This is a genomic window from Streptomyces sp. NPDC059897, assembly GCF_042730865.1.
In the GTDB taxonomy this organism is placed as follows: Bacteria; Actinomycetota; Actinomycetes; order Streptomycetales; family Streptomycetaceae; genus Streptomyces.
In genome coordinates this window covers 420,579-445,898 of record NZ_JBHWKQ010000001.1, presented here as the reverse complement: position 1 = coordinate 445,898, position 25,320 = coordinate 420,579, and the positions used below count along the sequence as shown (strand labels likewise).

The following is a 25,320-nucleotide window of genomic DNA, read 5'->3' as shown; positions in this document are numbered from 1 at the left end:
AGGGGGCGGCCGGAGCCGCCCCCTTTCGTACCCCGCGGACCCGGACGAACAGAAAAGCAAACAACAGGGAGGGAGCCCATGTCCGACTGGGTGGACGTCGCCGAATTCGCCGATCTCAGCAGGCGCCGCAAGAAACTCGTGACCGTCGGCGACACCCGTATCGCCCTCTTCCACGACGCCGGCGAGGTCTACGCGTTCGCCGATGCCTGCGTGCACAAGGGCAAAGCCCTTTCCCGCGGCACCGTGCTCAACGGCCGCCTCATCTGCCCCGGCCACCAGTGGGCCTTCGACCTGCGCACCGGACAAGCGGACGACCGGGACGAGTGCCAGCCCGGCTATCCGGTACGGGTGGTGGACGGCCGGGTCCAGGTCGACGCGGAGTCCCTCACCGCCGCCGCGGCCCTGCCCGTACAGGAGTGAGCCCCATGCCCGAGCAGTCCGAGACACCCCGCAGCGTGGCCGTCGTCGGCGCCGGCCAGAGCGCCGCCGTCGCCGCCCGCACCCTGCGTCGCCGCGGCTTCACCGGAACCATCACGCTGATCGGCGACGAACCGTACGCCCCCTACCAGCGCCCGCCGCTCAGCAAGGAACTCCTCGACGGCTCGCAGACACCCGAGGACGCCGAGCTGCTCTCCGAGGCCTGGTGTCAGGACAACGACATCGCGCTCCGGCTCGGCGCCGAGGCCCGCCGCATCGACACCACGGCCCGCGCCGTGGAGCTCGCCGACGGCACTCGCGTCCCCGCCGACCGCGTGCTCCTCGCCACCGGGGCCCGCGCCCGCAGGCTGCCGGGCATACCGGAGGACGACGACGAGCGGATCGTGCACCTGCGGGGCATGACGGACGCGCTGCGCCTGCGCGAGCTCCTGCGGCCCGGCGGGCGTGTCGTGATCGTCGGCGCCGGGTTCGTCGGTTCCGAGGTCGCCTCCACGGCGCTCGCCCGGGGTGTCACCCCGGTCGTCCTGGAGCAGGCGCAGGTGCCGCTGGCGGGCGTGCTCGGACCCCGGCTCGGCTCGTTCTGCGCGGACGTGCAGCGCACCAGCGGGGTCGAGCTGCACACCGGCGAGACCGTGAGCACGGTCCGTACGACACCGGACGCCGTCGTGGTCACCACCACGAGCGGTCTCGAGGTGGCGGGCGACGCCGTCGTCGTCGCGGTCGGCGCGCTCCCCAACACGGAGGTGGCCCGCGCCTCGGGCCTGTCCGTCTCCAACGGCGTCCTCGTCGACGAGCACTGCCGCACCAGCGTGCCCGGCGTGTACGCGGCCGGTGACGTCGCCAACCACAAGCACCCGCTGTACGGCCGGTGGGTGCGCGTCGAGCACTTCGACAACGCCAACAAACAGGCGATGGCCGCGGCGAAGAACATCCTGGGCCACAGCGTCGTGCACGACGACCCGCACTGGTTCTGGTCCGACCAGTTCGGCCTCAATCTCCAGCACTGCGGAGACCCGCACGGCTGGGACCGGCTGGTGGTCCGCGGCTCGCTCGACGAGCGCGACTTCATCGCCTTCTACCTGGCCGACGGCGTCCTTCGGGCGGCCTTCGCCGCCGAGCGCGGGGGCGACGTGTACGCGGCGAAGGAACTCGTCGCACGCGGCGCCCGCCCCGACCCCGACCTCCTCGCCGACGAGGACACGGACCTGACGGACCTGATGGAACTCATGGAACGCACGGAGCTCGCGGAGCCGGTCGGCGACGCGGCCGGGACAAGGGGGAACTGACGGTGGAGACGGAACTCGAATACGTGAAGGTGGCCCGCTCGGGACAGGTCCCCGAGGGTGTCGTGCGCCGCTTCTTCGTCGGCGACCTCGAACTCGCGGTGTCCCGCTTCGAGGGCGATGTCTACGTGAGCGCCAACTACTGCACCCACCTCGCCTGCCACCTGTCCGCCGGCAAGGTCACCGAGGACGGCCTGCTCTGCTCCTGCCACGGCAGCGTCTTCGACTTCACCACCGGTGAGCCGCTGTCACCGCCCGCGGTGAAGCCGATCAAGGTCTATCCGGCGCGGGAGGAGAACGGCGAGATCCTCGTGGGAGGCCTGTGACCGAAGCGGAATCGGGCCGCCACGCTCGGTGAGCGGACGGCCCGTCAGGCCCCGTCGTCCACATGATGGACGACCCAACTGGCCGCCACGCGCTGAAACTTGGTGCGCGACACCACGCCCTATGTCGCAAATGTTCACATTTGGGCATTTAATGTGACGGGAGACGTCACCCCACGCGTCGCTCCCAGCACATCAGAACGGGCGTCCCACGGATGAAAATCAGCTTTCTGCTCTTCAACGCCTACGGTATCGGCGGCACCATCCGCTCCACGATGAACCTCGCGGGCGCACTCGCGGCGGCGGGCCACGAAGTGGAGATCGCATCGGTCGTGCGATCCAGGGAACACCCCGCGTTGAAGCCCGCACCCGGAGTGAGGATCCTTCCGCTCGTCGAGGCGCGTCGCGGCTCCACCGGTTTCGACCCGGAACACGATCCGGCGGCCTCCCCCTCGCGCCTCTACCTCCGCGCCGACGGCCCGTACGCCCACTGCAGCACCCTCACTGACCGACGGGTCGTCGAGTGGCTGCGAGGAACCGACGCCGACGTGATCGTCGGGACCCGGCCGGGCATCAACATCATGCTTGCCGAGCACGGCCCCCGCCGGGCCCTGCGCATCGGGCAGGAGCACCTGACGCACAGCATGCACAAGCCGGCCATACAGGCGGCGCAGGACGAGGCCATCTCCGCCCTCGACGCCTTCACCACCGTCTCCTACGCCGACGCCGAGTCCTACCGCGACGCCCTGCCCGGCGTCGACACCGAGATCCGCTGCATCCCCAACGGCATCCCCGTGCCGGACGTCGCCCCGTCGACCGGGCGCAACAAGGTGGTCGTGGCCGCGGGCCGCCTCATCCATGTGAAGAACTACTCCCTGCTCATCGAAGCCTTCGGCCACGTCGTGGCCAAGCGCCCCGACTGGTCGCTGCGGCTGTACGGCCGGGGCCGCCTCGCGGGACGGCTGCGCGCGCAGGTCATGGCGGCGGGCCTGAGCAATCACGTACGGCTCATGGGCGCCGTCGCCCCCATCGAGCCCGAGTGGGCGAAGGGCTCCATCGCGGCGGTCTCCTCGAACGCCGAGTCCTTCGGCATGACCCTCGTCGAGGCCATGCACGCGGGCCTGCCCGTGGTCGCCACCGACTGCCCGTACGGCCCCGGCGAGATCATCGACGACGGCCGTGACGGATACCTGGTGCAGCCCGGCGACCCGAAGGAGTTCGCCGCCGCGCTGCTCGACCTGATCGAGGACGACGAGCGGCGCCACGCGATGGCCGAGGCGGCACGTGCGAAGGCACTCACCTTCACTCCGCGGACGGCGGCCGAACGGTTCCTTGCCCTCGTGTCGGAGCTGGGCGGCCCCGGAGCCCTCGACGTGCCGGTGACACCGGCGCCCGTGCGTCGCCCTGTACGCAGCGTGGTGCGCGCACGCGCCGGTGCCGTCGTCCGCCCTGCCGTGCTCGCCTCCCTGCGCACCCCCGTCCTCGCCCCCGCCGTGCGCACCCTGATGCCTCGCCGCGTCAAGCGTCTCACCCGTGTCCCCGGCTTCCACCCCAGCGCCCGTACACGGGTCACCGCCGACGGCGACATCGTGGTGGACATCGCCGGTGTGCACGCCTCCCGCGCCGCGCTCGTCCTGAAGCAGGGCGACGAGGAGCTGCGACTGCCACTGCGCCCGGAGCCGGAATTCCTGCGCGCCCGCATCGGCCGGGACCAGGCGCTCGGCGAAGGGGAGTGGGGCGTGTACGTCGAGCGCACGGACGACGGCGTACGTCGCCGGGCCGACTCCGTGACCGTGGAGAGCGCCGAACTGGTGCCACGGGCACCGGAGTTGACGGGCGGCCGGGTGGTCTCCCGCATCCCCTTCGCCGCGGACCGGGGACAACTCGCCGTACGGGCCTGGTCCCGCCCCGCACACCTCGAGATCGGCACCGTGGACACGGCGGGGCCCGCCCTCATCGTGGAGGGCCGCACCTTCGGGCGGCAGCTGGGCGACGACACCGTGGTGGTGGCATCGCGGCGCGGCGAGCACACCGCCACCTTCGAGTCGGAGGAGGTCGTGGTCTCCGGCGACCACGTGTGGTTCTCGGTGCCGCACGCCGATTTCGCCGAGCGGTGCGCCGCCACCGGCGAGGACCGCGAGCTCTGGGACCTGCACCTGCTCGACGGCGGCGCCCGGATCCCGGTCGGCCGCATCGGCGGGGACGTCGCCCGGCGCAAGGGGACCGACATCATGCCCCCGGCCCTGCACGAGGGAGCCGGGGGAAAGCAGGTGCGGATCGGCCCCTACTTCACCGGTGGCAACAACCTGGCGGTGACGGTCCGCGAGGTGATTCCGGCGAGGGCCGATCAGCCCCACGTGGCGGTGAACGCGCAGGGCTCGCGCAGGGACGTGAGTGTGGGCGGCTGACGGGGGCTGTGCGAGTACGGCCCCCGTGCGTCGACATCAACGGGGCACGCCGGCCCGCGGCAGCGGTGCGTCCTTACCGGAGCCGTCGGGTGCGGTACCCGTCGGCTCCGGCAGCGTCCGGAACAGCAGCCAGCTCAGCAGCGGCATCAGGATGAGCGGGGTCAGGGCCGTGCGCAGCGACGTCTGGTCGGCGACCGCGCCGATGAGGGGGCTCGCCAGGCCGCCGATGCTCACCGTGAGACCGAGCGTGATGCCGCTCGCCGTGCCGACCCGCGAGGGGAGGTAGTCCTGCCCGAGGGTGACTTGCAGCGAGAACGGCACGTACAGGCCGGCCGAGGTGAGCGCGAGGAAGGCGTAGAGCACCGGGCCCGGCACCCACACCACGCCCGCCACCGACGCGGCCGTCAGCAGGTACGACCAGCGCGACACGGTGACCCGGTCCCAGCGGCCCGCGAGGGCGCCGCCCAAGACGCTGCCGACCGCGCCGCCCACGTAGAGCACGAACAACGCCGCCGTGCCCGCCGCCTCGCTGCCGCCCATGCGCTGCGTCGCGTACAGGGAGACGAAGGTGCTCAGGCCGGTGAAGACGATGGAGCGGCACACCACCGCGAGCGACAGGCGGACGAACGCCGGAACGTCGTCCCTGGCGGGGGCCTGCGTGGTGGCGGACGAGGTGTTCTCGCGGTGGCCCAGCGCGCGCAGCACCGGCAGGCAGATCGCGGCGCCGGCCGCCGCGGGCAGCACCAGCAGGGGAGTGAACCGCAGCCCGCCCGCGGCGACCGCGGCGGCGACCAGGAGCGGGGCCAGCGCGAAACCGACGTTGCCGCCGAGCGAGAACCAGGCCATCGCGCTGTGGCTGCCGCGGCTCGCGAGCCGGGCCACCCGCGCCGACTCCGGGTGGTAGGCGGCCACCCCGATCCCGGACACCGCGACGACGGCGAGCGTGACCGCGTACGAATCGCTCACGCCGCTCAGCGCGATGCCCACGCCCGCCAGCAGGGTGCTCACCGGCAGCAGCCACGGCATCGCCCGACGGTCCGTGAGCAGGCCGAAGACCGGCTGGGCCACCGACGAAAGGAGCGAGGCCGCGAGGACGATGCCGGACACGGCGGCGTAGCTGTAGGCGCGTTCGGCGACGAAGTACGGCACGAGCGAGGCGACGGCGCCCTGGTAGACGTCCACGCAGGCGTGCCCGACAGAAAGCAGAGGAATGGAGGTGTTCTTTCGCACCGGGCCATCGTCGCGAGCGGGCCAGCTGTCCCGCTTCCGATAACCTGCCAGACAATGCCGAAGAACCGCCACGCCGTCCGGCACACCCCCGTGGCTCCCACGTACACGAGACACATGCCGCACGGCGCCGAGATCGACGCGCACCGGCACGACGACCACCAGATCGTCTACGCGGGCCGGGGCGTCGTCGCCGTCACCACCGACGCCGGGTCGTGGGTCGCGCCCGGCACGCGTGCCCTGTGGGTCCCCGCCGACACCGTGCACGCCCATCAGGCCCACGGCAACGTGGAGTTGCACTTCGTGGGCCTGCCCGCGACCGAGAACCCGCTCGGCCTCGACACCCCGGCCGTGCTCGCCGTCGGCCCGCTGCTGCGCGAGCTGATCGTCGAGTACACGCGCACGCCCGAGGCCGAAGGCCCCCAACAGGCGCGGCTGCGTGCGGTGTTGCTCGACCAGCTCAAGCTGTCACCGCAGCAGCCGCTGCACCTGCCGACACCGACCGATCCCCTGCTCCGCTCGGTGTGCGACCTCCTGCACGCGGACCCGGCCGACCGCCGCACGCTGACCGAACTCGGCCGGGAGGTCGGAGCGTCCGACCGCACCCTGTCCCGGCTCTTCCGCGCCGACCTCGGCATGACGTTCCCGCAGTGGCGCACCCAACTGCGCCTGCACCACGCGCTGATCCTGCTCGCGGACCGCACACCGGTGACGACGGTGGCGAACCTGTGCGGCTGGTCGTCGACTAGTGCGTTCATCGATGTGTTCCGGCGCGCGTTCGGACACACGCCGGGTTCGCACGCGCCGCGTGCGCATGGGGGCCCGTCAGGGCCGTAGCGCGTCCGAGATCGACTTGACGCCTCCGTGGGCGGTGAGCCCTCCGTCGACCGGGATCTCGGCGCCGGTGATGAACGAGGCCGCGTCCGAAAGCAGGAACATCACGAGCGGGGCGATCTCCTCGACACCACCGGTGCGGCCGAGTGGTGTCTCGCGGAGGTTCGCCTCGCGGAACGTGGGCGCCGCGGACGCCGTCATCTCCGTCTCGATGTAGCCGGGGTGGACGGTGTTGACCCGGATGCCGAGCGGGCCGAGTTCCAGGGCGGCGGCCTGCGAGAGCCCGCGAAGGCCCCATTTGCTGGCCGTGTACGCCACCGGATAGTGCGCCGTCAGCGCGGCCGACGAGCCCACGTTGACGATCGCGGACCCCGGTGGCATCAACGGACTCAGGTGCTGCATGCCCAGGAGCGGCCCGGTGACATTCACCGTGTGCACGCGCTCGAAGTCCTCGGGCCGTACGTCCCCGAGCCGGGCACGCCAGGTGATGCCCGCGTTGTTGACCAGCCCGTGCACCTCCCCGTAGGTGTCACGGAGTTCGGCCGCGAGGGTCGCCCAGGCCTTCGGGTCGGTGACATCGAGGGCGCGGCAGCCCGGGCCCTCCTGGATGTCGGTCGCGACGACCCGGGCGCCCGCGGAGGCGAGCGCCGCCACCTCGGCGGCGCCCTGCCCCTGTGCCGCGCCGGTGACCACAACCACCTTGCCGGCGAGGCCGGATGGCGACGTGGACCCGGTCACGGGCGCTCCCGCGAGCGGCGGCGCCCGGTCGGCAGCGGGAGCGGCGCGGCGCCGGCGACCACGGTGTTCGTGACGGTGCCGATGCCCTCCACGGTCAGCGAGACGGTGTCGCCGGGCTTCAGCGGCGGCGGTGTCTGCTCACCCCGTACGCCCCAGAGTTCGGCGAGGCAGCCGCCGTTGCCGCAGGTGCCGGAGCCGAGGAGGTCACCGGGGACCACGCGGGTGCCGCGCGAGGCGTATGCCACCATCTCCTCGAAGGTCCAGCTCATGTTGGACAGCAGGTCCTTGCCGACGACCTCCCCGTTGACCTCGGCGGTGAGGGAAAGCCGCAGCAGGCCCTCCTCGTCGCGGTACGGGTCGAGTTCGTCGGCGGTCACCAGGTACGGGCCGAGCGTGGTCGCGGTGTCCTTGCCCTTGCAGGGGCCGAGGCCGACCTTCATCTCGGCGGACTGGAGGTCGCGGGCGGACCAGTCGTTGAACACCGTGTAGCCGATGATGTGGTCGCGGGCCTGCTCGGGGGTGAGGTCGCGGCCCTCGCGGCCGATGACGGCGCCCACCTCCAGCTCGAAGTCGAGCACCGCCGAGCCGGGCGGCATCGGGATGTCGTCGCCCGGCCCGTACACGGCATGCGGGTTGGAGAAGTAGAACGTCGGCGCCGCGTACCACTGCTCGGGCACCCCCGACACCCCGTCGACGGAGCGGCGCACCCCCTCGACGTGCTCCTCAAACGTGACGAAGTCCCGTAGGGAGGGCGGCTGGAGAGGTGCGTGGAGCCGGACGTCGGAGACGTGCGGGCCGGGTGGTGTGTCGAGGGCCGCCTGCCCGAGGGCCAGCAGGTCGGGCAGTCCGGAACCCGCCGTGATGACCTCCGTCAGAGACCGGGTGCCGGGAAGCGGGTGCAGGGTGCCGTCGTCCGCGACGGCGGCGACATGTGTCTCGTGTTCGTACGTGTAGGTGGCGAAGCGCATGGGGACTCCTGGGGGCGGTGCGGGCGGCTCAGACCGGCGGGGCGACGAACACACCGCGGTCGGGGTCGTTGAACGACTCCTTGGCGATCAGCTCGTTCATCGCGTTGGCCGTGCCCCACTGGTCGGTGACCTCGGGCTGCGAGAAGTCGTAGACGTGCGGGTGCCAGGTGTCCTCGTCGAGCTCCTCCAGCTCCGTCGTGTACTCGACGGTGTTGCCGTGCGGGTCCAGGAAGTACGTGAACGTGTTGTCACCGGCCATGTGCCGGCCGGGGCCCCAGATCTTCTTGAAGCCCGCCCGCATGACACGTCCCGAGCCGCGCATGTACTCGTCCAGGCCGCGCATCTCGAACGACACATGGTGCAGCGCGGTGTGCGGGCCCTGCGCGATCGCCATCGAGTGGTGCTGGTTGGAGATCCGCATGAAGTGCATGACCTCGCCCATGTGCGGCGACGACAGGGTGTCGGACAGGGCGAAGCCGAGGTGGCGCTCGTACCACTCCCGGGTCCTGTTCAGGTCGGGCGAGTTGAGGACGACGTGGGAGAGCTTGACCGGGATGGCCTCCTTCTCCTCGATCTTGCGGTGCTGTCGCACCTCGACGTCCGTGGAGACCTCGATGGTGCGCCCGTCGACGTCGAAGAAGCGGAAGCCGTAGCCGCCGCCGGGAGTGTCGACCTTGCCGGGCTGGGAGATCAACTGAACGCCACCAGCAAGGAGTTGCTCGGCGAGCGTGTCGACGTCGGCCGGGTTCGCCGCCCCGTACGAGACGAGGTCGAGGCGCTTCTCCTCCGCCTTGCGGAGCCGGACGACATACTGCTCCGGGGAGCCCTCGGCGGCCAGGAAAGAGATGCCGGAGTCCTCGGCGACCTTGGTGAGGCCCCAGACGCCGGAGTAGAAGTCGAGCTGCTTGTCGTAGTCGGGTACGGCCAGGTCGACATGGCGGAGGTGGGTGAGCAGGCGGGTCATGGCTGATCAGTCCTTCCGGAGGAGGGCGGCGGCGGTGCCGCCCCGGATGGCGTCGAAGTCGACGGTGGGCAGCCCGGCGGCGCGCAGGGCGCCGAGCGGGTCCTCGCTGCCCATGTCGAAGGGGTAGTCGGAGCCGAGCAGCACCCGGTCGGGCCCGGCCGCGCGCACCAACTCCCGCAGTACGTACGGGTCGTGGACGAGTGAGTCGAAGTACAGGCGCCGCAGGTAGCTGCTCGGGCGCTGGTCGCAGCCCGCCGAGGCGTCCGCGCGCGCCGCCCACGCGTGGTCGGCGCGGCCGATGTGCGTGGGCAGGTAGCCGCCGCCGTGCGCCGCGACGATCCGCAGGCCGGGGTGGCGGTCGAGGACGCCGGAGAAGATGAGGTGGGAGAGGGCGACCGCGTTCTCGGTCGGCTGGCCCACGCTGTTGGACAGGTACCACTGGTCGAGCCGCTCGTCGAGCGTGCAGCCGAACGGGTGCAGGAACAGCAGCGCCCCCGTCTCGGCGGCCCGCGCCCACAGCGGCTCGTACGCGGGGTCGGAGAGTTCGCGTCCCGGGGCGTGGCTGGACAGCTCGACGCCCAGGAGCCCGGAGGCCAGGGCGTGGTCGAGTGCTTCGACCGCGAGATCGGGGTGCTGGAGTGGCACAAGTCCGAGGCCGCGCAGTCGGGTTGGGGACTTCGCGCAGTGCGCGGCCACCGACTCGTGCGCAAGGCGGTACACCTTCTCGGCGGTCTCCGCCCCGGCCCAGTAGTGGTAGTGCGAAGGCGACGGGCTGACCAGCTGGATGTCCACGCCCTGCTCGTCCATGACGGAGAGGCGGGCGGTGACATCGGTGAGCCGGGCGAACCGCTCGCGGATCATGGCACCGCTCACGGCGAGCGCGTCCGGGCCGTTGCGGCGGGCTTCCAGCTCCCGCGCCTGCTCCAACCCCGGCTCACCGGAGACGAGTTGCTCGATTTCCGGAAGCAGGATGTGGGCGTGCACATCGATGGTGGGGTGTGGTGTCGTCGGTGTCGTCACGGCAGCTCCCGCAGCATGGTCATGGTGCGGCCCATCAGGCCGGGCACGTCGGCGTCGCGGACCCCGTCGAGCTGCCACTGGCCGAGCTGGACGGACGCCTCCACCACGGGCCGCACGCGAGTGATGCGTCGCTCGTAGTACGCCTGGAAGAGCGCGTCGTCCCAGGTGTCGGAGGCGGTCAGCATCTGGGTGAGCACCCAGGCGTCCTCCATGGACAGGGCCGCGCCCTGGGCGAGGGTCGGCGGGCAGCAGTGGGCGGCGTCGCCGACCAGCACGACGCGGCCGCGGTGCCAGGAGCCCTCGACCAGCATCCGGTCGAACCACGTGTAGTTGACCTGCGCCGGGTCGGTGATGTGCGCGGTGATCTCCGGCCAGTGGCCGCCGTAGGCCGAGGCCAGGCGGCGCATCTCGTCCGCGTAGGAGTCCGCCGGGATCGTCGCGCGGTCGCGGTTGGCCTCCACGACGTACGCGTAGATCGTGGACTCGCTTGTCGGGCAGTAGCCCGCGATGTACGCGGGGCCGCCGTACGCGAGGTCGGTGCGGGTCAGCGCGGCCGGGCGCGGGGTGGCGACCCGCCAGATGGCCATGCCGGTGGGCTCGGGCCGGTCCGTGATGCCGATGGCGGCGCGGGTCGCGGAACCCAGACCGTCGGCGGCGATCACGAGGTCGTAGCGGTGCGTGCTGCCGTCGGTGAGGCGGACGGTGACTCCGTCCGCGTCCTGGTCGAGAGTCTCGGCGCGGACGCCGAGCCGCACGGTGGCGCCGCTCGCGCGCACCGCGTCGATGAGGATGCCCTGCAACTGCGGGCGCTGCATGCCGACGGTCGCGGGCAGCTCGTCGCCGCCGGTGCGCAGGTCCTCGGCGACGTGCAGGACGGTGCCGTCGGGGGCGGTGATGCCGACCGCGCCGAATCCGTACCCGGACTTCTCCACCTGGTCCCACACGCCCAGCTCGCGCAGCACACGCAGCGCGTTGCCCTGGAGGGTGATGCCGGACCCCGCGGTGGCGTTCCAGTCGTCCTTCGCCTCGATCAGGTCGACCGCGATCCCGGCGCGGCGCAGCAGGATCGTCGCCGCGTTGCCGGCCGCGCCGCCACCGATGACGAGGACGGTACGGGGTGTGCTCATAGGGGAACTCCTCTGTTCCTCAAGGCCGTTGAGGCTCACTTGACGGCGACGGGATTGACCGGGGAGCCCACAGCGCCGGTGATCGGCAGCGGCGGGGCGGCCAGCCAGAACTCGTACACACCGTCGCGCACGCAGTCCTCCGCGAGCGCGTCCAGGTCCCACATCTCGCCGATCAGCAGCCCCATGTTGGGGATCGCGACCTGGTGCAGCGGCTGGAAGGCGTGCTCGAACTCGTTGGGCCGCACCTCGAAGCCCCAGGTGTCCGTGGCGATCGCCGCGATCTCCGTACGGTGCAGCCAGCCCGCCGAGGTGAACGACAGGCCGGGCGCCGGGCCGCCCGCGTACTCGCCCCAGCCCTCGCGGCGGGCGCGGGCGAGCCGCCCGGTGCGCACGACCACGATGTCGCCCCGGCCGACCGCCACACCATGCGCCTCGGCGGTCGCGGCCAAGTGGTCCTCGGTGATGGCGAAGCCGTCGGGCAGTTCGCCGTCCTCGCCGACGACACGGCCCACGTCCAGCAGGACGCCACGCCCCGCGACGTGTGCGGCCATGTGCTCGATGCCGGTCACCAGGTCGCCGTCGGAGGTGACGGTGCGGGCCGCGTCGCGGCCGTTCCACGCCTTGCCGTGGTCGAAGATGTGGCCCAGTCCGTCCCACTGCGTGGAGCACTGGAGCGGCATCGCGATGACGTCGTCGGCGCCGCCCATCCCGTGCGGAAAGCCCTGGTTGGCGAGCGCGGCATCGGTGCCGGTGTCGAGCATGGTGTGCACCGGGTTGGTGCGCCTCCGCCAGCCCTTCTGCGGGCCGTCCATGTCGAAGCGCTGCGACAGCGAGAAGCTGGCACCGCGCCGCACGAGCGCCGCACCCTCGCGCCGCTTGGCCTCGTCGAGGAAGTTGAGCGTGCCGAGCACGTCGTCCTCGCCCCAACGCCCCCAGTTCGAGTACGACTTGGCTGCCTCGGCGATCGCGCCCTCGGGGTCGTTCCTGTCCAGGGTCACCGCGCCACCTCCGCGACGCAGTGGGTGCGCTGGGCGCCGAGGCCTGTGATGGAGCCGTCCATCACGTCGCCGTCGCGCAGCAGCCGCCCCCAGTGCATGCCATTACCGGCGGGCGATCCCGTCAACACCAGGTCACCCGGCCGGAGTTCGACGCACTGCGAGGCGTAGGACACCATGCGGGCCACGTTGAAGATCATGTCCTTGGTGGACTCGTTCTGCATGGTCTCGCCGTTCAGCTTCAGGGTGAGCTGAAGATCCGAGGTGTCACCGACGGAGGACGCCGGCACGATCCACGGCCCCAGCGGGGTGAACCCGGGCGCGTTCTTGCTGCGCAGCCAGTCCGTGCCGATCTGCGGCATGTCGCGGCGGAAGACCGTGGCACGGTCCGTGAGGTCGTTGGCGATCGTGTACCCGGCGACGTACTCCAGGGCCTCCTCGACCGACACCCGGTGCGCGGGTCGGCCGACGACGGCCGCCAACTCCAGCTCCCAGTCCGGCTTCTCGGCCCAGGCGGGCAGCGTGACCTCGTCGTACGGGCCGGTGATCGCGCCCGGCAGGCCGATGAACACGTACGGCAGGTCGTCGGCGGCCCGGCGGTCCATGATCTCCGCGGCCTCGGCGCGCCGCTCGTCCTCGGGGCGCTCGTCGCCCGGGGCCTTGTGCGCGACGTGCAGATCGATGACGTGCTGCCGGTAGTTGGCACCCGACTGCAGCACCTGGCGGGGCGCGATCGGGGCGTGCACCCGGAACGCGTCGACAGTGGGCCTGTCCGCCGGGGCCCCGGCCGCGAGGGCGGCGAAGCGCGGCTCCAACTCCTGCCACCGGTCGAGGACTTCGAGCATGGTGAGGCGGGTGTCGTCGAGCGCGGCGCGCAGATCGACGACCGCGCCGTCGCTGCGGACAAGGGCCGGGAACACGGGGCGTTCGGCGTCGGACAGCGTCCCCAGGGCGTAGGGACCGGCGAAGAGCGGGGCAGCTGCTTCAGATTTCACAGGTATGTCCTCCAGACGGCGTCAGGTCCAATCTCACCCCTCCACCCCCGATCAGGGAAATAGATTGTGTGAATGCCTTGCATCCACCCGACGGATGCCCGTCGTAGAGTGGCCGCAGCCGCCGTCGAGCCCCCTAGGACCCGCCGTGAACCTGTCCCGCCTGGACCTCAACCTCGTCGTCGCCCTCCGCGCCCTCCTCGAGGAACGCAACGTGACACGGGCAGGCCAGCGCGTCGGCCTCAGCCAGCCCGCCATGAGCGCGGCCCTGTCCCGGCTGCGCCGCCACTTCGGCGACGAACTCCTCGCCCGCAACGGCGGCCAGTACGAACTCACCGCCCTCGGCCAGGTCCTCCTCGAGCGCACCTCGACCGCGTACGACCTCCTGGAACGCCTCTTCAGCAGCCAGGCCGACTTCGACCCCGCCACCGAGAGCCGCACGTTCACGCTGATGGCCTCCGACTACGCCGTCGCCGTCTTCGGCACCGCCCTCGCCCGCCGCATCCACACCGAGGCGCCGCACGTCAGGCTCCGCTTCACCCGGACACCGCCCACCGTCGTCGAGGACCTCGGTGTGCTGCTCAGCACCACGGACGGGCTGCTGATGCCGCACGGCGTCGTCAGCGACATGCCACGCACCGACCTGTTCGCCGACGAGTGGGTGTTCCTGGTGGCCGACAGCAACGACGAGGTCGGCGAGCGCCTCACCCTGGACGACCTCTCGCGGTTGCCCTGGGTCACGTACCAGCGCACCTACGACGCCCCGGCCGTACGCCAGTTGGGCATGCTCGGCATCGAACCCCGCGTGGAGGTCTCCGTCGACCACTTCGCGATGCTGCCCTTCCTGGTCGCGGGCACCGACCGCATCGCGCTCGTCCAGCGCCGCCTCGCCGAACTGCTTGGCTCGGCGGCCCCGGTCCGCATCATGGCACCGCCCTACGAGTCGGTGCCGCTCCAGGAAGCCCTGTGGTGGCACCCCGTGCACACGCACGACCCGACGCACATCTGGCTCAGGGAGGTGGCCGAGGAGATCGGTGCGGAGGTCGCCTCTTGACGATGATGGCCGGGTGAGGACATGGCTACGGGCATCGGGACGCCCTGCCCGTCCGCGTCCGGCCCGCCGCCTGAGGGAGCGGAGAGGTCACTGCCGTGGCGCCGACGCCAGCTCGTCCCGCAGCAGCGCGGCCTCGCCGACCTGGCCCGTGCGATACGCGGCCCGAGCCACCAAGTGGGCCGCGACCGCGCTGGTCAGGAGTTGGAAGAAGGCGACCAGCGCGAGCGTGCCCAGGTCGACGCCCGAGCGCAGACGCAGGGCGACGCCCGCAACCAGCAGCAGCATGCCGAGGGTCTGCGGATTGGTCGCGGCGTGGCTGCGGGTCAGCACGTCGGGCAGCCGCAGCATGCCGATGACGCCGGTCAGACAGACCGCCGCGCCGAGGAACAGCAGCGCGGACCCGGCGAGATCGGTGACGTCGTGCCAGTTCACGGGCGCTCCTTGGGGCCTTGGTTCTTCTTGAGGGAGATGGCGCCGGACCTCGGCCGGATGCCCGGCCGGTCACGTGCCGCGATGAAGCGGGCGATGGCCACGGAACTCGTGAAGCCGAGGAAGGCGATCACCAACATGATCGACAGGTAGTAACTGGTGCGTGTGATGGCGGCGTTGACCCCGATCCCGGCGATGATGAGCACCGCCGCGATGTCGACCGACACGGCCCGGTCCAGCATCGAGGGTCCCCGCCAGATCCGCACCAGCAGCAGCGCGCCGGCCAGGACGATCAGCACCAGCGCGCCGTTGAGCAGGATGTCGTTGGCCAGCTTCATGCGTCGGGCGGCCTTTCCTCGGAAGTCTCGGGACCGCGAGGTGTCTCCGGCGGCTCGGAATCCGTGAGCCGCGCGATCTCCTCGCGCGTTCCGAAGGCCCGTACGACGAGGGTCTCCAGGCGCCGCACGTCGGCGCGGGCCCGGTCCACCGCCCGCGGGTCGTCGGCGTGCACGACGTGCAGGAACAGGGTGGCGGTGGAGCCGTTGACCTCCACGAGCGCGCCGCCGGGGACGCTGGACACGGCGACGGCGGTCGCCGCGATCATCAGGTCGGTGCGGCAGCGCAGCGGGACCGCGATCACGGCGGCGGGCCCCGGCTTTCCGCGCAGTGTCTGCCAGGTCACGGTGACCGTGGACGAGGTCATGTCGTACAGGAGGTAGCCGGCGAGCCGGACGATGCCGACCGGGCGCAGCCGCAGGTCGAGTTCGACGGCGGGCAGCGGGAAGACCAGGCAGAGCAGGACCGCGACGACGACGCCGCTGATGACGTTGCCCCAGCTGAGGCCGGTCCACAGCAGCGTCCAGATGACCGTGAGCCAGGCGATCAGCGGCAGGTCGATGCGGCGCCAACGGGTCCTGTGTCCGGAGGAGTTCACTGGTCGAGCACCGCCTCTACGTAGGGCGTACGGGCGAGGAGTTCGGCGGCCGAGCGGTCGGCGAGGCCGGTCAGCGGGGTGGCCAGCAGGGTGTAGGAGAGGCCGAGGGCGACCGCGGCGGCCGTCGCAGCGGTCATGACGCGGGGGACCCGCATGGTGGTGCGTACGCTCACGGCGGTCGCCACCGCGCCGCCGCCACCGCTGTCCTCCGGCGCCGAGTCGGGATCGTCGCTCTCCTCCAGCACGTCGTCCTCGGACGGCGGCTGGGCGGGGGCGGCCCGCCAGAACACCAGGTTCCACACCTTCGCCATCACGTACAGCGTCAGCAGGCTCGTCACGGCGGCCGCGGCGAGCAGTGTGTACGACCACGCGCCGCCGGCCGCCGCGCCCGCCCGCATCAGGCCCAGCTTGCCGAGGAACCCGGACAGGGGTGGGATCCCGGCGAGGTTCATGGCGGGCACGAACCAGAGCGCGGCGAGCAGTGGCGCCGAGCGCATGGTGCCGCCGAGGCGGGTCAACTCCGTTGTGCCGTAGCGCTTTTCGAGCAGTCCTGCTGCCAGGAACAGGGTCGTCTGTACGGTGATGTGGTGCGCCGTGTAGACGATGGCGCCGCCGATGCCGCCCGGGGTGCCGAGCGCGAGCCCGTACAGCATGAAGCCGATGTGGCTGACGAGGGTGAAGGACAGCAGACGCTTGAGGTCGGTCTGGGCGACCGCGCCGAGAATGCCGATGATCATCGAGGCGAACGCCACCGCCATCAGCGCTCCCGAGAGCCGGTTGCCCGGGAAGAACAACGTGTCCGCGCGGATCATCGAGTACACGCCGACCTTGGTGAGAAGGCCGGCGAACACGGCCGTCACCGGTGCGGGCGCCGTCGGGTACGAGTCGGGCAGCCACGCCGCGACGGGGAACGCCGCCGCCTTCACCCCGAACACCGTGAGCAGCAGCACCTCCGCCAACGTGCTCACCCCCAGCGGGAGTTCGGGCATCCGCTGGGCGAGCTGCGCGAAGTTGACGGTGCCCACCGCCGCGTAGGTCACGGCGATCCCGCACAGGAACACCAGGGACGAGACGAGGGAGACGACGACGTACGTCGATCCGGCGCGCACCCGTGGCTCCGTGGCGCCCACCGTGAGCAGCACGAAGCTGGCCATCAGCATGATCTCGAAGCCGACGTAGAGGTTCACGAGGTCGCCCGCGAGGAAGGTGAGCGACACCCCGGCGACCAGGACCAGGTACGCCGGGTGGAACACGGCGATCGGTGCCCGCTCCTCGCGGTCGGCCATGCCCTGGCTCATCGCGTAGATCAGGACGATGAAGGTGACGGCGCCCGACACCAGGAGCATCAGCGCGGCGAGCCGGTCGGCGACCAGGGTGACACCGAGCGGCGGCCCGAAGTCGCCGAGGTGCACGACGAGCGGGCCCGTGCGGTCGGCCTCGACGAGCAGGACGACATCGACCGCGACGACCGCCGCGAGCACCCCGACGGTGATGAGCCGGTGCAGCCAGCGCAGCCGCGGCCCGATGAACAGGGTCAGCCCGCACACCACCAGGGGCAGCACGACGGGCAGCGGGACGAGGGAGTTCACCGGGTCTCCTCCGGGCGGGTCTCGGTGGGATCGGCCGGGTCGGCGGGGCTCGACCCCGGCGGGTCCGCGCCGAGCACGTCGTCCCACAGGTCGCCGTCCGCGTCCCGGGCACGCGCCTGGTAGGCGCGGTCGGCGCGCAGCCTGCGGCGCTGCTCGCGGCGTTCGTCCCGCCAGGCGCTCGGGCCCTCGCCGCGGTGGATCTCGCGCAGCTCGGCCCGCTCGGCGGCGATCTCCGCGCGCAGCACGACCCGCCGGTCCGCGACGTCGTCCGGCACGAAGTCCGAACCGGTCAGCTGGCTGCTGCGGTACGCCATCGCCAGCACGAACGCCGTGGTGGCGAGGGTGATGACGACGGCGGTGAGGATGATGGCCTGCGGCAGCGGATCGGTGATCCTGGCCGCGTCGACGCCCGGGTAGAGCAGCGGTGGGAACCCGGCCGCGCCCGTCGAGGCGAGGACGAAGAGATTGACGCCGTTGCCGCACACGATGATGCCGACCAGGACCCGGGTGAGGCTGCGCGTGTGGATGAGGATCCCGCCTGCGCTGGTCAGCACGACCGCGCAGACCAGCAGGGTGAGACTGACGGTCACGAGTTCTGGGCCTCCCCGGCGAGCGCGAGACTCGCCCTGTACTCGGTCTGCTGGTCGATCTTCGAGCCGAGCGCCCGGACGACGTCCAGGACCACCCCGAGGACCAGCAGGTACACCCCGAGGTCGAAGATGACGGCGGTGCCCGCGTGCCAGTCGCCGATCAGCGGCAGGTGTCCGTGCCAGGTCCAGCCGTGCAGCACCGTGCCGTCGGCGAGCCCGCCGAGTGCGACCGTCGTCGAAAGGGTCAGGCCGAGCCCGGTGAAGAAGCCCGGATGGACCGGCGCCGCGACCGTCAACTCGTGCCGCCCGCCCGCCAGATAACGGATCGTCAGCGCGACCCCGGCGACGAGCCCGCCGACGAATCCGCCGCCCGGCAGGTTCTCCGCGCACAGCAGCAGGTACACCGACAGCATCAGGATCGGGTGGAACACGAGCCGGGCGACCACCTCGAAGACGACCGAGCGGTGTTCCGGCGCGAGGGTGTCACCGGCCACCAGCCAGCTGCGTTCCGGCGCGCCCTGCTGGTACTTGGCGGGCACCTTCAGCTTCGAGGTGGCCAGCGACCAGGCGGTCACCCCGCCCGGCAGCCGGGGCGGCGGCGCGGTCGCCCGGCCCTGGCGCCGGTGCACGTACAGCAGGCTGGTGACACCGAGGACGGCGACGGCGAGGACGGCCGACTCGCCCATGGTGTCCCAGGCCCGGAAGTCCACGAGGATCGTCGCGACGACGTCCTTGAGGCCGTGGTGTGCCGTCTCCTCGATGTGCGCCGCGCCCGCGGGCTCGGCGGTGCGCGCACCCGTCGCGAGCCACACCGCGCACGCCACCGCCACGCTGCTGCCGAGCGCGAGCAGCATGCTCACACCCCAGCGCCAGGTCCGCTGCGTGTCACCGAAGAACACCGGGAGGCGCCGCAGAACGAGGACGAGCACCACGGTCGACACCGTCTCCACGCCGAACTGGGTGAGCGCCAGGTCGGGCGCGCCCTGCACGACGTACAGGAGCGCCGTGCCGTACCCGGTCAGGCCCGCGAGCACCGCCGCCTTCATGCGCCGCTGCACCACCAGACACATCAGTGCGCACGCACAGGTCAGCGCGCCGACGCCCGCCTGCATCGGGTGGTCCCACAGGCGCGGTGCGGGTGTGCCGTGCCAGGGCCGGTCGGTGGCGAGGACAGCGATCAGCCCGACGAACATGACACCAAGGACGGTCGCCACGTACGAGGGCAGCGAGCCCTTCTGGACCGCGCCGGTGATCTGGAGGGCGGAGCGTTCGAGGCCGAGGACGGTGCGGCCGAACGCCTCGTCCGCCTTCGGCCAGGCGAACCGCCGCCCGAGCCCCACCACCGGCTCCCGCGCCAGGAACAGCACCGCGCCGCCCGCCCACGCGAGCACGGACAGGCCGAGCGCCGTGCCGAATCCGTGCCAGAGCGCCAGGTGGTAGGGGTGTGCGGGGACCGGGTACTGCTTCGCGTACTGCTCGAAGAGGTGTGACGTCCAGTCGATGCCCGGACCGAGCACCAGCCCGGCGAGGGCGAGCAGCGCGGGCGGCGCGAGGAAGGCGACGCCGACGCGGTGCACGGGGGTGTCGGCGACCCCGGGCTTGCGCGCGAACGCGCCCCACAGGAAGCGCAGGGTGTACGCGGTGGTGAGCGCGGAGCCGACGACGATGCAGGCGAGTACCCACCGGTCGCCCACACTGCCGTGCAGCAGCGCGTCGAACGCGGCCTCCTTCGCGGCGAACCCGAGCAGCGGCGGCAGCGCCGCCATCGACGCGCCCGCGAGGACGGCGGTGCCCGCCACCCACGGGAGCCGCCGCCCCACCCCCGAGAGCCGTCTCAGGTCACGGGTGCCACTCGCGTGGTCGACGATCCCCGTCACGAGGAACAGCGGCGCCTTGAACAGCGCGTGCCCGAGCAGCATCGCGATGGCGGCGAGCGCGGCGTTGTACGAACCGGCGCCCGCGAGCACCACGAGGAAGCCGAGCTGGCTGACGGTCCCGTAGGCGAGCACCAGTTTGAGGTCGTTCAGCCGCAGCGCGCGCCACCCGCCGAGCAGCATCGTCAGCGCGCCCAGGGTGAGGAGCACGGGCCGCCACGGCGCGACATCGGCGAACGCGGGAGCGAATCGCGCCACCAGATACACGCCCGCCTTCACCATCGCGGCGGCGTGCAGATAGGCGCTGACGGGGGTGGGCGCCGCCATCGCGTTCGGCAGCCACATGCTCAGGGGCCAGATCGCCGACTTGGCGAGCGCCCCGCACAGGATCAGGGCGAGCGCGGCCGACAGGGTGCCGCTCGCGGCGGGCGGCGACTGGAGGATGTGCGAGATCCGGTACGTGCCCGCCAGGTGACCCAGCATCAGGAATCCGACGAACATCGCGAGCCCGCCGACCGAGGTCACCGTCAGCGCCTGCAGCGCGCAGCGGCGGCTGGCGCGTTTCTCGCTGTCGTAGCCGATGAGCAGGAACGACAGGACGGTGGTGAGTTCCCAGAACAGGTAGAGCGTCATGAGGTCGTCGGCCAGGACGAGCCCGAGCATCGCGCCCGCGAACGCGAGGAGGTTGCCGCCGAACGAGCCCAACTGCCGGGCGCCGCCGTCGAAGTAGCGCACGCAGTACAGCAGCACGAGCGCCCCGATGCCGGCCGCGAGCAGCACCATGACCAGGGACAGCGCGTCGAGCCTGAACGCGATCTCGACGTCGTAGTCCCTGATCCACCACCAGGCCTCCTCGCTCGCCCCGCCGCCGCTCACCTCGCCCCAGCGGGACAGCGCCCACCCGAGGGCGGCGGCCGGCGGCAGCGCGAGCAGCACGAACGCGCGGGACCCCACCCGGTGGATCAGCGGGGCAGCGCAGAGCGCGACGACGAAGTGTGCGAGGACCAGTGCGGTCATACACGATACATATCGGGTGAAAAGGCGTACGCCGGGTGGGGCGCGCCGGGGGAGCCCCACCCGGTCCGTTACGGGGCGGGGCGCCGTGCTTCGTCAGTGCCGACCGGCCCCGTCAGGCTTGAGGCGTACGGGGAGGGAGGTGTGCCCGTTGCTGATCAGCGTCGGCGACGGCGCCAGGTCCGTCACGGGGACGGCGAGCTCGATGCCGGGGAACCGGTCGAACAGCATGCGCAGGGCGGTCTCGACCTCCAGGCGGGCGAGCGGGGCGCCGAGGCAGAAGTGCACACCATGGCCGAACGCGAGGTGTTCCTTGGAGGGGCGGGTGGCGTCGAACGCGTCGGCGGTGTCGCCGTGCAGCGAGGGGTGCCGGTTGGCGGCGGCGTACGAGGCGAGGATCGCGTCACCGGTCCTGATCACCTGGCCGTCCGGGAGCGGGACGTCCTGGAGCGCGTAGCGCAGCGGGAGGTGCTTGACCGCGGGTTCGTGGCGCAGGGTCTCCTCGACGATGTCGTGCCAGGTGCAGCGGCCGGTCCTGACATGGGCGAGCTGGGCCGGGTCGGAGAGCAGCGAGGTGACGGCCTGGTCGATGACGTTGACGGTCGTCTCGTAACCGGCGCTGATCATCAGCAGCAGCGTGTCGCGCAGTTCGACGTCGGACAGCTTGCCGCCGTCGCCCTCCTCGTCGCGGGTCGCGATGAGCAGCGACGTCATGTCGTCCCCCGGCCGGGCCCGCTTGGACGCGATGAGCTCGTCCAGGAGGTCGTAGACGGCGGCCGTGTTCTTCGCGGCCTCCTCGGCGGAGAGCGTGGTGGCGAACACCCGGTCCACCAGCGTGCGGAACTGCTCCCGGTGCTCCTCCGGCACCCCCATCAGACGGCTGACCACGGCGATCGGCAGCGGGTAGGCCAGACGCTCGCGCAGGTCGACGACCGTGCCGGCGGGGAGGGCGTCGAGCGCGTCGAGGATGCCGGTGACGAGCGTTTCGATGTCCGCCTGTAAGGCCGTGACGCGGCGGGCCGAGAAGGCGGGGGCGATCATGCGGCGCAGGCGGCGGTGATCGCTGCCGTACGCGGTGAACATGTTGTCGACGGCCACCCACAGCGCGAGTGGCCAGGTCGCGAGCGCGTCGGCGAATCCAGGCCAGTGGGCGCGGGCGTTCTTGGAGATGTGCGGGCTGGTGAGGAGTTCCTTGAGGAGCGCGGGGTCGGAGACGGACCAGGCGGTGACACCGAGCAGGTCGACGCGGCTGGCGGGGCCGCGGGCGCGCAGGGCGCGGTGTTCGGCGTGGTGGTCGGAGGCGGTGGGGTCGAGGGTGAGGACCGGTTCGTCGGCCATGGCTGCTCCTTGGTGGGGAGGGTTCGCCACTGAGCCTCCTGCCGGGGCGTCGGCGCGTCCAGGGGTGCTTCTCGGCCATGCGGGGGCTGGTTGCGAGAGCCGTTCCTACGCCTCGGGGCTCCGCCCCGGACCCCGCTGCTCAAGCGCCGCAGGGGCTTGATTGGCTCAGTCGGCGCCGGGGCTCGAAGGTGGTGTCCGGCGCTGGGGCTCGAAGGGCCGCCGATGCCGGGATGCCACCGACACCCATGGCGACCACCACAGGCTTGGACATGGACTTCCTCCTCGCTGACCGGATATTGCACTGCATTACGCTGCCAACGTGACGAACCCCTCCGAGCCCGACCGGGCCCGCCCGGCCAACCAAGGCCGGCGGGTCGCCGCCCGCAATCGCGCCGCCCTCATCGCCGCCGCCCGCGAGGTCTTCGCGGAGCAGGGGCTGAACGCGCCGCTGTCGACGGTCGCGCGCCGGGCCGGCGTCGGGCAGGGGAGCCTGTACCGGCACTTCGCCGACCGGATGGCCCTGGCCTCGGCGGTGCTCGACGAGAACGTGCGGCAGATCGAGACGGCCGCCGCCGAGCCGGACGCCACCCTCACGTCCGTGCTCGGCGTCGTCACCTGGCACATCACCCGCTCCACCGCCTTCGTCGACCTGCTGCGCGTACGCGGGGCCGACGAGCAGGGCCGGGAGCTGTCGGCGCGGGTGCGCGGCGTGCTCGACGGGTGCACGTCCGCCGGGCGCGGGCGGTCCGCCGACGAGTTGATGCTCGCCATCGCGATGGTCTCCGGCGCGGTCGCGGGCCCCACTCTCGCCGAGCGCGAGCGGCTGGCACTCGCGGCCTGGGGGCTGCTTGGCGTCGAGGTGGGGCCGCTGCGGTCCGTCGACCTGGCGGAGGGCTGAGCGTCAGCCGCCGTCGCCGGCGGAGGGCCGGGCGTCAGCCGCCGTTGGACAGGCGGATGCCCTTGGCCAGCGCGTCGAACTCGTAGACGTACCCGCCCTGCGGCCCGCTGACCGTCATGTACGCGGCCCGGCCGCCCGGCGTGATCGCGACATTCGTCGCCGACTGCAGGCCCTTGGCCTCCTTCGCGGGCACCTCCACCGTGCCGAGACGTTCGCCGTACTTGCTGAAGACCGCCATGGCGGGCCGGCCGTGCAGCGCCTGGTAGAGGTTGCCCTCGGCGTCCACGGCGATGGAGTCCGTCTGCGCGACGCCGCCGTCGACGTGGATGGCCTCGTGCTGAGTGGTCACCGTGGTCTTGTCGGCGTCGAGCAGCAGATACGAGACGGTGTCCGTGGCCAGCTCGCTGATCCACAGGCCCTTCTGCTCGGGGTCGAACATCACACCGTTGGGGTGCGCGAGCTTGTCGGCGAGGATGGTGGTCTTCTCGCCGTCGCGGTCGATGCGCACGATGCGGCCCTCGGCCTCGCCCGTCTTCATGCCGTGCAGATCGCTGACGTAGAGATTGCCGTCGTCGTCGAACGCGATGTCGTCGGGGTTCATCGGGGACCCGTCGACCTTGCCGGAGAAGAACGTCCGCGGGTCCGAGCCGTCCTGCGCGATGCTGACGATGTCGCCCGACTGGTACTCCGTCAGATGCACGCGGCCGTCGTGCGGGCTGATCTGCGCGGAGGTGTAGGCGCCGGTCTTGTCCGTGTAGACGCCCTTGTGGTCACCGGTCTTCACGTCGACGGAGATCACCTTGGGCTCGCCGGGAGGGGCGGTGACGTCGACGAGTCGCAGGTCACCGTCCTTGGCGAGGACCGGCCCTTCGAGGAGTGTCATGCCGGTGGCTTGGTGCGGGGTGGTGACGTGGGAGAGCTGGGTGGCGCGGATGGTGTGTCCCTCGCCGGAGGCGGGGTGGGCGTCGGAGGAGGCGCCGGCCTTCTCGGTGCCGCAGCCGGTGAGGGCGAGGAGGCCGAGGGCGGCGACAGCGGCGAGCGTGTGCGTTCTGGCGGGCATGTGGGGTGCACCTTCCGTACGGGGATGGGGGGGGCAGGTCCGGGTACTTCAGGCCACCGACCAGCCCCCGTCCGACGGCAGCACGACCCCGTTGAGGTTCACCGCGTCGCGGCTGAGCAGGAACGTGACGGACGCCGCCAGTTCCTCCGCCATCGCGAGACCGGGGATCGCCACCCGCATCTTCGCGGTGCGCGCCGAACCGTAGGGCGCGCCCGCCGGTACCTGAATACCGGTGGCGACGGCGCCCGGCGCGACCGCGTTGACCTGAACTCCCGTACCCGCGTACTGGTACGCCGAGGACTTCGTCAGCCCGACGAGGGCGTGCTTCGACGTCGTGTACGCGGCGCCGGCCGCCGAGCCGCGCAGCGCCGCCTCGGACACGATGTTCACGATCCGGCCGCCGCCCGCCGCGAGCATGCCCGGTACGACGGCGCGCATCAGGTACATGGGTCCGTCGACGTTGATGCGCATGACGCGCTGCCAGATCTTGTCGTCGACCTCGTGCACGGCGGCGTCGTCGTCCATCACGCCCGCGACGTTCGCCAGCGCGTCGACGCGCCCGCCCGCGGCGGCGAGCACGGTGTCGGCGGCCGTGGGCTCGGTGATGTCCGCGGTGACCGGCACGAGCGCCTCGCCCAACTCCGCTGCCACGTCGGCCAGTTTGTCGCCCGACACGTCGACGGCGACGACCCGACCGCCCTCGCGCACGACGCGCGAGGCGACGGCCCGGCCGATGCCGGAGGCGGCGCCGGTGACGATGACGGTCTGGCCGGCGAACCGTCCGGAGGTGAGCTGCTCGGTCCACGGCTCGGGGGTGCCGATCTCGATGCCCGGCTCCGTCGCGGCGGTGGCGGCCGGGGCCGGGGGAGCGGTGGGCAGACCCTCCGGTATCTCACCGGTCCGGGCGGCGGTGACCAGCACATCCACCAGTTCCGAGGGGAACTTCCCGCCGGACATCTTCACGAGCTGCTCCAACGGCAGACCGAGCGCGGGGGCCAGGGCCTCCTCGCTCTGCCCCTGCGAGGCGAGCATGCCGCGCAGGATCTGTCCGGCGGCCGGATCGGCGAGCCAGTCGCGCAGCGGGGAGGCGGGGGTGAGGTTCGACATCGAGGGCCTTTCGCGTCGGGTCACGTCGGGGTCGGGCCGCACCCGCCCCCTACCGGACAATGTTGTCCGGTTGTTGGGTTACGGTACCCGTGACGGTCCGGAAGTCCCAGCGAGGG

24 protein-coding genes are annotated in these 25,320 nt (G+C 71.9%); 7 read left to right on the top strand and 17 right to left on the bottom strand.

All coding sequences use genetic code 11. From position 1 onward, the window contains the following. The first annotated feature begins 78 nt into the window (after positions 1-78). The 4 genes from ACFV9W_RS02140 (at position 79) to ACFV9W_RS02125 (ending at position 4,452) form a co-directional block, all read left to right on the top strand. On the top strand, positions 79-420 hold the full coding sequence (locus ACFV9W_RS02140) for a Rieske (2Fe-2S) protein (protein ID WP_385754565.1): 342 nt from the start codon (positions 79-81) through the stop codon (positions 418-420). Between the two features lie 5 nt (positions 421-425). Then, the gene (locus ACFV9W_RS02135) at positions 426-1,724 is read left to right on the top strand and encodes an NAD(P)/FAD-dependent oxidoreductase (RefSeq protein ID WP_385754563.1); all 1,299 of its coding nucleotides are present in this window, start codon (positions 426-428) and stop codon (positions 1,722-1,724) included. Between the two features lie 2 nt (positions 1,725-1,726). Next, complete coding sequence (locus ACFV9W_RS02130; RefSeq protein WP_385754562.1) at positions 1,727-2,047, top strand: Rieske (2Fe-2S) protein; 321 nt, start codon at positions 1,727-1,729, stop codon at positions 2,045-2,047. A 212-nt stretch (positions 2,048-2,259) separates the two neighbouring features. After that, positions 2,260-4,452, top strand: a complete 2,193-nt coding sequence (locus tag ACFV9W_RS02125) for a glycosyltransferase (RefSeq protein ID WP_385754560.1) — start codon at positions 2,260-2,262, stop codon at positions 4,450-4,452. A 36-nt stretch (positions 4,453-4,488) separates the two neighbouring features. On the opposite strand, the gene ACFV9W_RS02120 is transcribed toward ACFV9W_RS02125, so the two are convergent. Continuing rightward, positions 4,489-5,682, bottom strand: a complete 1,194-nt coding sequence (locus ACFV9W_RS02120) for an MFS transporter (protein WP_385754558.1) — start codon at positions 5,680-5,682, stop codon at positions 4,489-4,491. 54 nt (positions 5,683-5,736) lie between these two features. Here ACFV9W_RS02120 and ACFV9W_RS02115 point away from each other — a divergent pair, with 54 nt between their 5' ends. Then, positions 5,737-6,516, top strand: a complete 780-nt coding sequence (locus ACFV9W_RS02115; protein WP_385754556.1) for an AraC family transcriptional regulator — start codon at positions 5,737-5,739, stop codon at positions 6,514-6,516. Here ACFV9W_RS02115 and ACFV9W_RS02110 read toward each other — a convergent pair. Genes ACFV9W_RS02110 through ACFV9W_RS02080 form a run of 7 tightly spaced genes read right to left on the bottom strand, consistent with a single transcriptional unit; the run spans position 6,505 to position 13,326 of the window. Continuing rightward, entirely contained in the window at positions 6,505-7,251 is a 747-nt protein-coding gene (locus ACFV9W_RS02110; protein ID WP_385754554.1) for an SDR family NAD(P)-dependent oxidoreductase, read from the bottom strand. The two genes, ACFV9W_RS02115 and ACFV9W_RS02110, sit on opposite strands and share 12 nt — an antisense overlap. After that, positions 7,248-8,219 carry a fumarylacetoacetate hydrolase family protein gene (locus ACFV9W_RS02105; protein ID WP_385754552.1) on the bottom strand — a complete coding sequence of 324 codons (972 nt, stop codon included), beginning with the start codon at positions 8,217-8,219 and terminating at the stop codon, positions 7,248-7,250. Before ACFV9W_RS02105 ends, ACFV9W_RS02110 begins: the two co-directional genes overlap by 4 nt. Before the next feature lie 28 nt (positions 8,220-8,247). Continuing rightward, a complete protein-coding gene (locus tag ACFV9W_RS02100) occupies positions 8,248-9,183 on the bottom strand; it encodes a VOC family protein (RefSeq protein ID WP_385754549.1) in 936 nt (311 codons plus the stop codon). A gap of 6 nt (positions 9,184-9,189) precedes the next feature. After that, the gene (locus ACFV9W_RS02095; RefSeq protein WP_385754547.1) at positions 9,190-10,203 is read right to left on the bottom strand and encodes an amidohydrolase family protein; all 1,014 of its coding nucleotides are present in this window, start codon (positions 10,201-10,203) and stop codon (positions 9,190-9,192) included. After that, positions 10,200-11,330 (bottom strand): FAD-dependent oxidoreductase, encoded by a 1,131-nt coding sequence (locus tag ACFV9W_RS02090; protein ID WP_385754544.1) that lies wholly within the window; start codon positions 11,328-11,330, stop codon positions 10,200-10,202. The genes ACFV9W_RS02095 and ACFV9W_RS02090 overlap by 4 nt, the downstream gene beginning before the upstream one ends. A gap of 35 nt (positions 11,331-11,365) precedes the next feature. After that, the gene (locus ACFV9W_RS02085) at positions 11,366-12,328 is read right to left on the bottom strand and encodes a cyclase family protein (RefSeq protein WP_385754541.1); all 963 of its coding nucleotides are present in this window, start codon (positions 12,326-12,328) and stop codon (positions 11,366-11,368) included. After that, the gene (locus ACFV9W_RS02080; protein ID WP_385754904.1) at positions 12,325-13,326 is read right to left on the bottom strand and encodes a fumarylacetoacetate hydrolase family protein; all 1,002 of its coding nucleotides are present in this window, start codon (positions 13,324-13,326) and stop codon (positions 12,325-12,327) included. The genes ACFV9W_RS02085 and ACFV9W_RS02080 overlap by 4 nt, the downstream gene beginning before the upstream one ends. 139 nt (positions 13,327-13,465) lie before the next feature. Here ACFV9W_RS02080 and ACFV9W_RS02075 point away from each other — a divergent pair, with 139 nt between their 5' ends. Then, the gene (locus ACFV9W_RS02075; protein WP_385754538.1) at positions 13,466-14,371 is read left to right on the top strand and encodes a LysR family transcriptional regulator; all 906 of its coding nucleotides are present in this window, start codon (positions 13,466-13,468) and stop codon (positions 14,369-14,371) included. Positions 14,372-14,458: 87 nt separating this feature from the next. Here the strand turns inward: ACFV9W_RS02075 and mnhG are convergent, their stop codons facing one another. The 7 genes from mnhG to ACFV9W_RS02040 form a co-directional block, all read right to left on the bottom strand. After that, positions 14,459-14,803 carry a monovalent cation/H(+) antiporter subunit G gene (mnhG, locus tag ACFV9W_RS02070; RefSeq protein ID WP_385754535.1) on the bottom strand — a complete coding sequence of 115 codons (345 nt, stop codon included), beginning with the start codon at positions 14,801-14,803 and terminating at the stop codon, positions 14,459-14,461. Next, a complete protein-coding gene (locus tag ACFV9W_RS02065; RefSeq protein ID WP_385754532.1) occupies positions 14,800-15,138 on the bottom strand; it encodes a monovalent cation/H+ antiporter complex subunit F in 339 nt (112 codons plus the stop codon). Before ACFV9W_RS02065 ends, mnhG begins: the two co-directional genes overlap by 4 nt. Then, positions 15,135-15,734 carry a Na+/H+ antiporter subunit E gene (locus tag ACFV9W_RS02060; protein WP_385754529.1) on the bottom strand — a complete coding sequence of 200 codons (600 nt, stop codon included), beginning with the start codon at positions 15,732-15,734 and terminating at the stop codon, positions 15,135-15,137. Before ACFV9W_RS02060 ends, ACFV9W_RS02065 begins: the two co-directional genes overlap by 4 nt. After that, entirely contained in the window at positions 15,731-17,323 is a 1,593-nt protein-coding gene (locus ACFV9W_RS02055) for a Na+/H+ antiporter subunit D (RefSeq protein WP_385754526.1), read from the bottom strand. Before ACFV9W_RS02055 ends, ACFV9W_RS02060 begins: the two co-directional genes overlap by 4 nt. Beyond that, positions 17,320-17,913 (bottom strand): Na(+)/H(+) antiporter subunit C, encoded by a 594-nt coding sequence (locus tag ACFV9W_RS02050; protein WP_385754522.1) that lies wholly within the window; start codon positions 17,911-17,913, stop codon positions 17,320-17,322. The genes ACFV9W_RS02055 and ACFV9W_RS02050 overlap by 4 nt, the downstream gene beginning before the upstream one ends. Further along, positions 17,910-20,804 (bottom strand): Na+/H+ antiporter subunit A, encoded by a 2,895-nt coding sequence (locus ACFV9W_RS02045; RefSeq protein WP_385754519.1) that lies wholly within the window; start codon positions 20,802-20,804, stop codon positions 17,910-17,912. The genes ACFV9W_RS02050 and ACFV9W_RS02045 overlap by 4 nt, the downstream gene beginning before the upstream one ends. A gap of 93 nt (positions 20,805-20,897) precedes the next feature. After that, a complete protein-coding gene (locus ACFV9W_RS02040) occupies positions 20,898-22,139 on the bottom strand; it encodes a cytochrome P450 (protein WP_385754516.1) in 1,242 nt (413 codons plus the stop codon). A 319-nt stretch (positions 22,140-22,458) separates the two neighbouring features. On the opposite strand from ACFV9W_RS02040, the gene ACFV9W_RS02035 reads away from it, so the two are divergent. Continuing rightward, positions 22,459-23,037 (top strand): TetR family transcriptional regulator, encoded by a 579-nt coding sequence (locus tag ACFV9W_RS02035; RefSeq protein ID WP_385754513.1) that lies wholly within the window; start codon positions 22,459-22,461, stop codon positions 23,035-23,037. Between the two features lie 34 nt (positions 23,038-23,071). Here ACFV9W_RS02035 and ACFV9W_RS02030 read toward each other — a convergent pair whose 3' ends face one another. After that, a complete protein-coding gene (locus ACFV9W_RS02030) occupies positions 23,072-24,097 on the bottom strand; it encodes an SMP-30/gluconolactonase/LRE family protein (RefSeq protein ID WP_385754510.1) in 1,026 nt (341 codons plus the stop codon). Between the two features lie 48 nt (positions 24,098-24,145). Next, positions 24,146-25,204 (bottom strand): SDR family NAD(P)-dependent oxidoreductase, encoded by a 1,059-nt coding sequence (locus ACFV9W_RS02025; protein WP_385754508.1) that lies wholly within the window; start codon positions 25,202-25,204, stop codon positions 24,146-24,148. Positions 25,205-25,320: the final 116 nt, after the last annotated feature.

Excerpts from the sequence above, each read along its gene's own strand:
- ACFV9W_RS02140 (WP_385754565.1), top strand. The coding sequence starts at position 79 with ATGTCCGACTGGGTGGACGTCGCCGAATTCGCCGATCTCAGCAGGCGC.
- ACFV9W_RS02135 (WP_385754563.1), top strand. The coding sequence starts at position 426 with ATGCCCGAGCAGTCCGAGACACCCCGCAGCGTGGCCGTCGTCGGCGCC.
- ACFV9W_RS02125 (WP_385754560.1), top strand. The coding sequence starts at position 2,260 with ATGAAAATCAGCTTTCTGCTCTTCAACGCCTACGGTATCGGCGGCACC.
- ACFV9W_RS02115 (WP_385754556.1), top strand. The coding sequence starts at position 5,737 with ATGCCGAAGAACCGCCACGCCGTCCGGCACACCCCCGTGGCTCCCACG.
- ACFV9W_RS02105 (WP_385754552.1), bottom strand. The coding sequence starts at position 8,219 with ATGCGCTTCGCCACCTACACGTACGAACACGAGACACATGTCGCCGCC.
- ACFV9W_RS02100 (WP_385754549.1), bottom strand. The coding sequence starts at position 9,183 with ATGACCCGCCTGCTCACCCACCTCCGCCATGTCGACCTGGCCGTACCC.
- ACFV9W_RS02090 (WP_385754544.1), bottom strand. The coding sequence starts at position 11,330 with ATGAGCACACCCCGTACCGTCCTCGTCATCGGTGGCGGCGCGGCCGGC.
- ACFV9W_RS02065 (WP_385754532.1), bottom strand. The coding sequence starts at position 15,138 with ATGAAGCTGGCCAACGACATCCTGCTCAACGGCGCGCTGGTGCTGATC.
- ACFV9W_RS02045 (WP_385754519.1), bottom strand. The coding sequence starts at position 20,804 with ATGACCGCACTGGTCCTCGCACACTTCGTCGTCGCGCTCTGCGCTGCC.
- ACFV9W_RS02040 (WP_385754516.1), bottom strand. The coding sequence starts at position 22,139 with ATGGCCGACGAACCGGTCCTCACCCTCGACCCCACCGCCTCCGACCAC.
- ACFV9W_RS02030 (WP_385754510.1), bottom strand. The coding sequence starts at position 24,097 with ATGCCCGCCAGAACGCACACGCTCGCCGCTGTCGCCGCCCTCGGCCTC.
- ACFV9W_RS02025 (WP_385754508.1), bottom strand. The coding sequence starts at position 25,204 with ATGTCGAACCTCACCCCCGCCTCCCCGCTGCGCGACTGGCTCGCCGAT.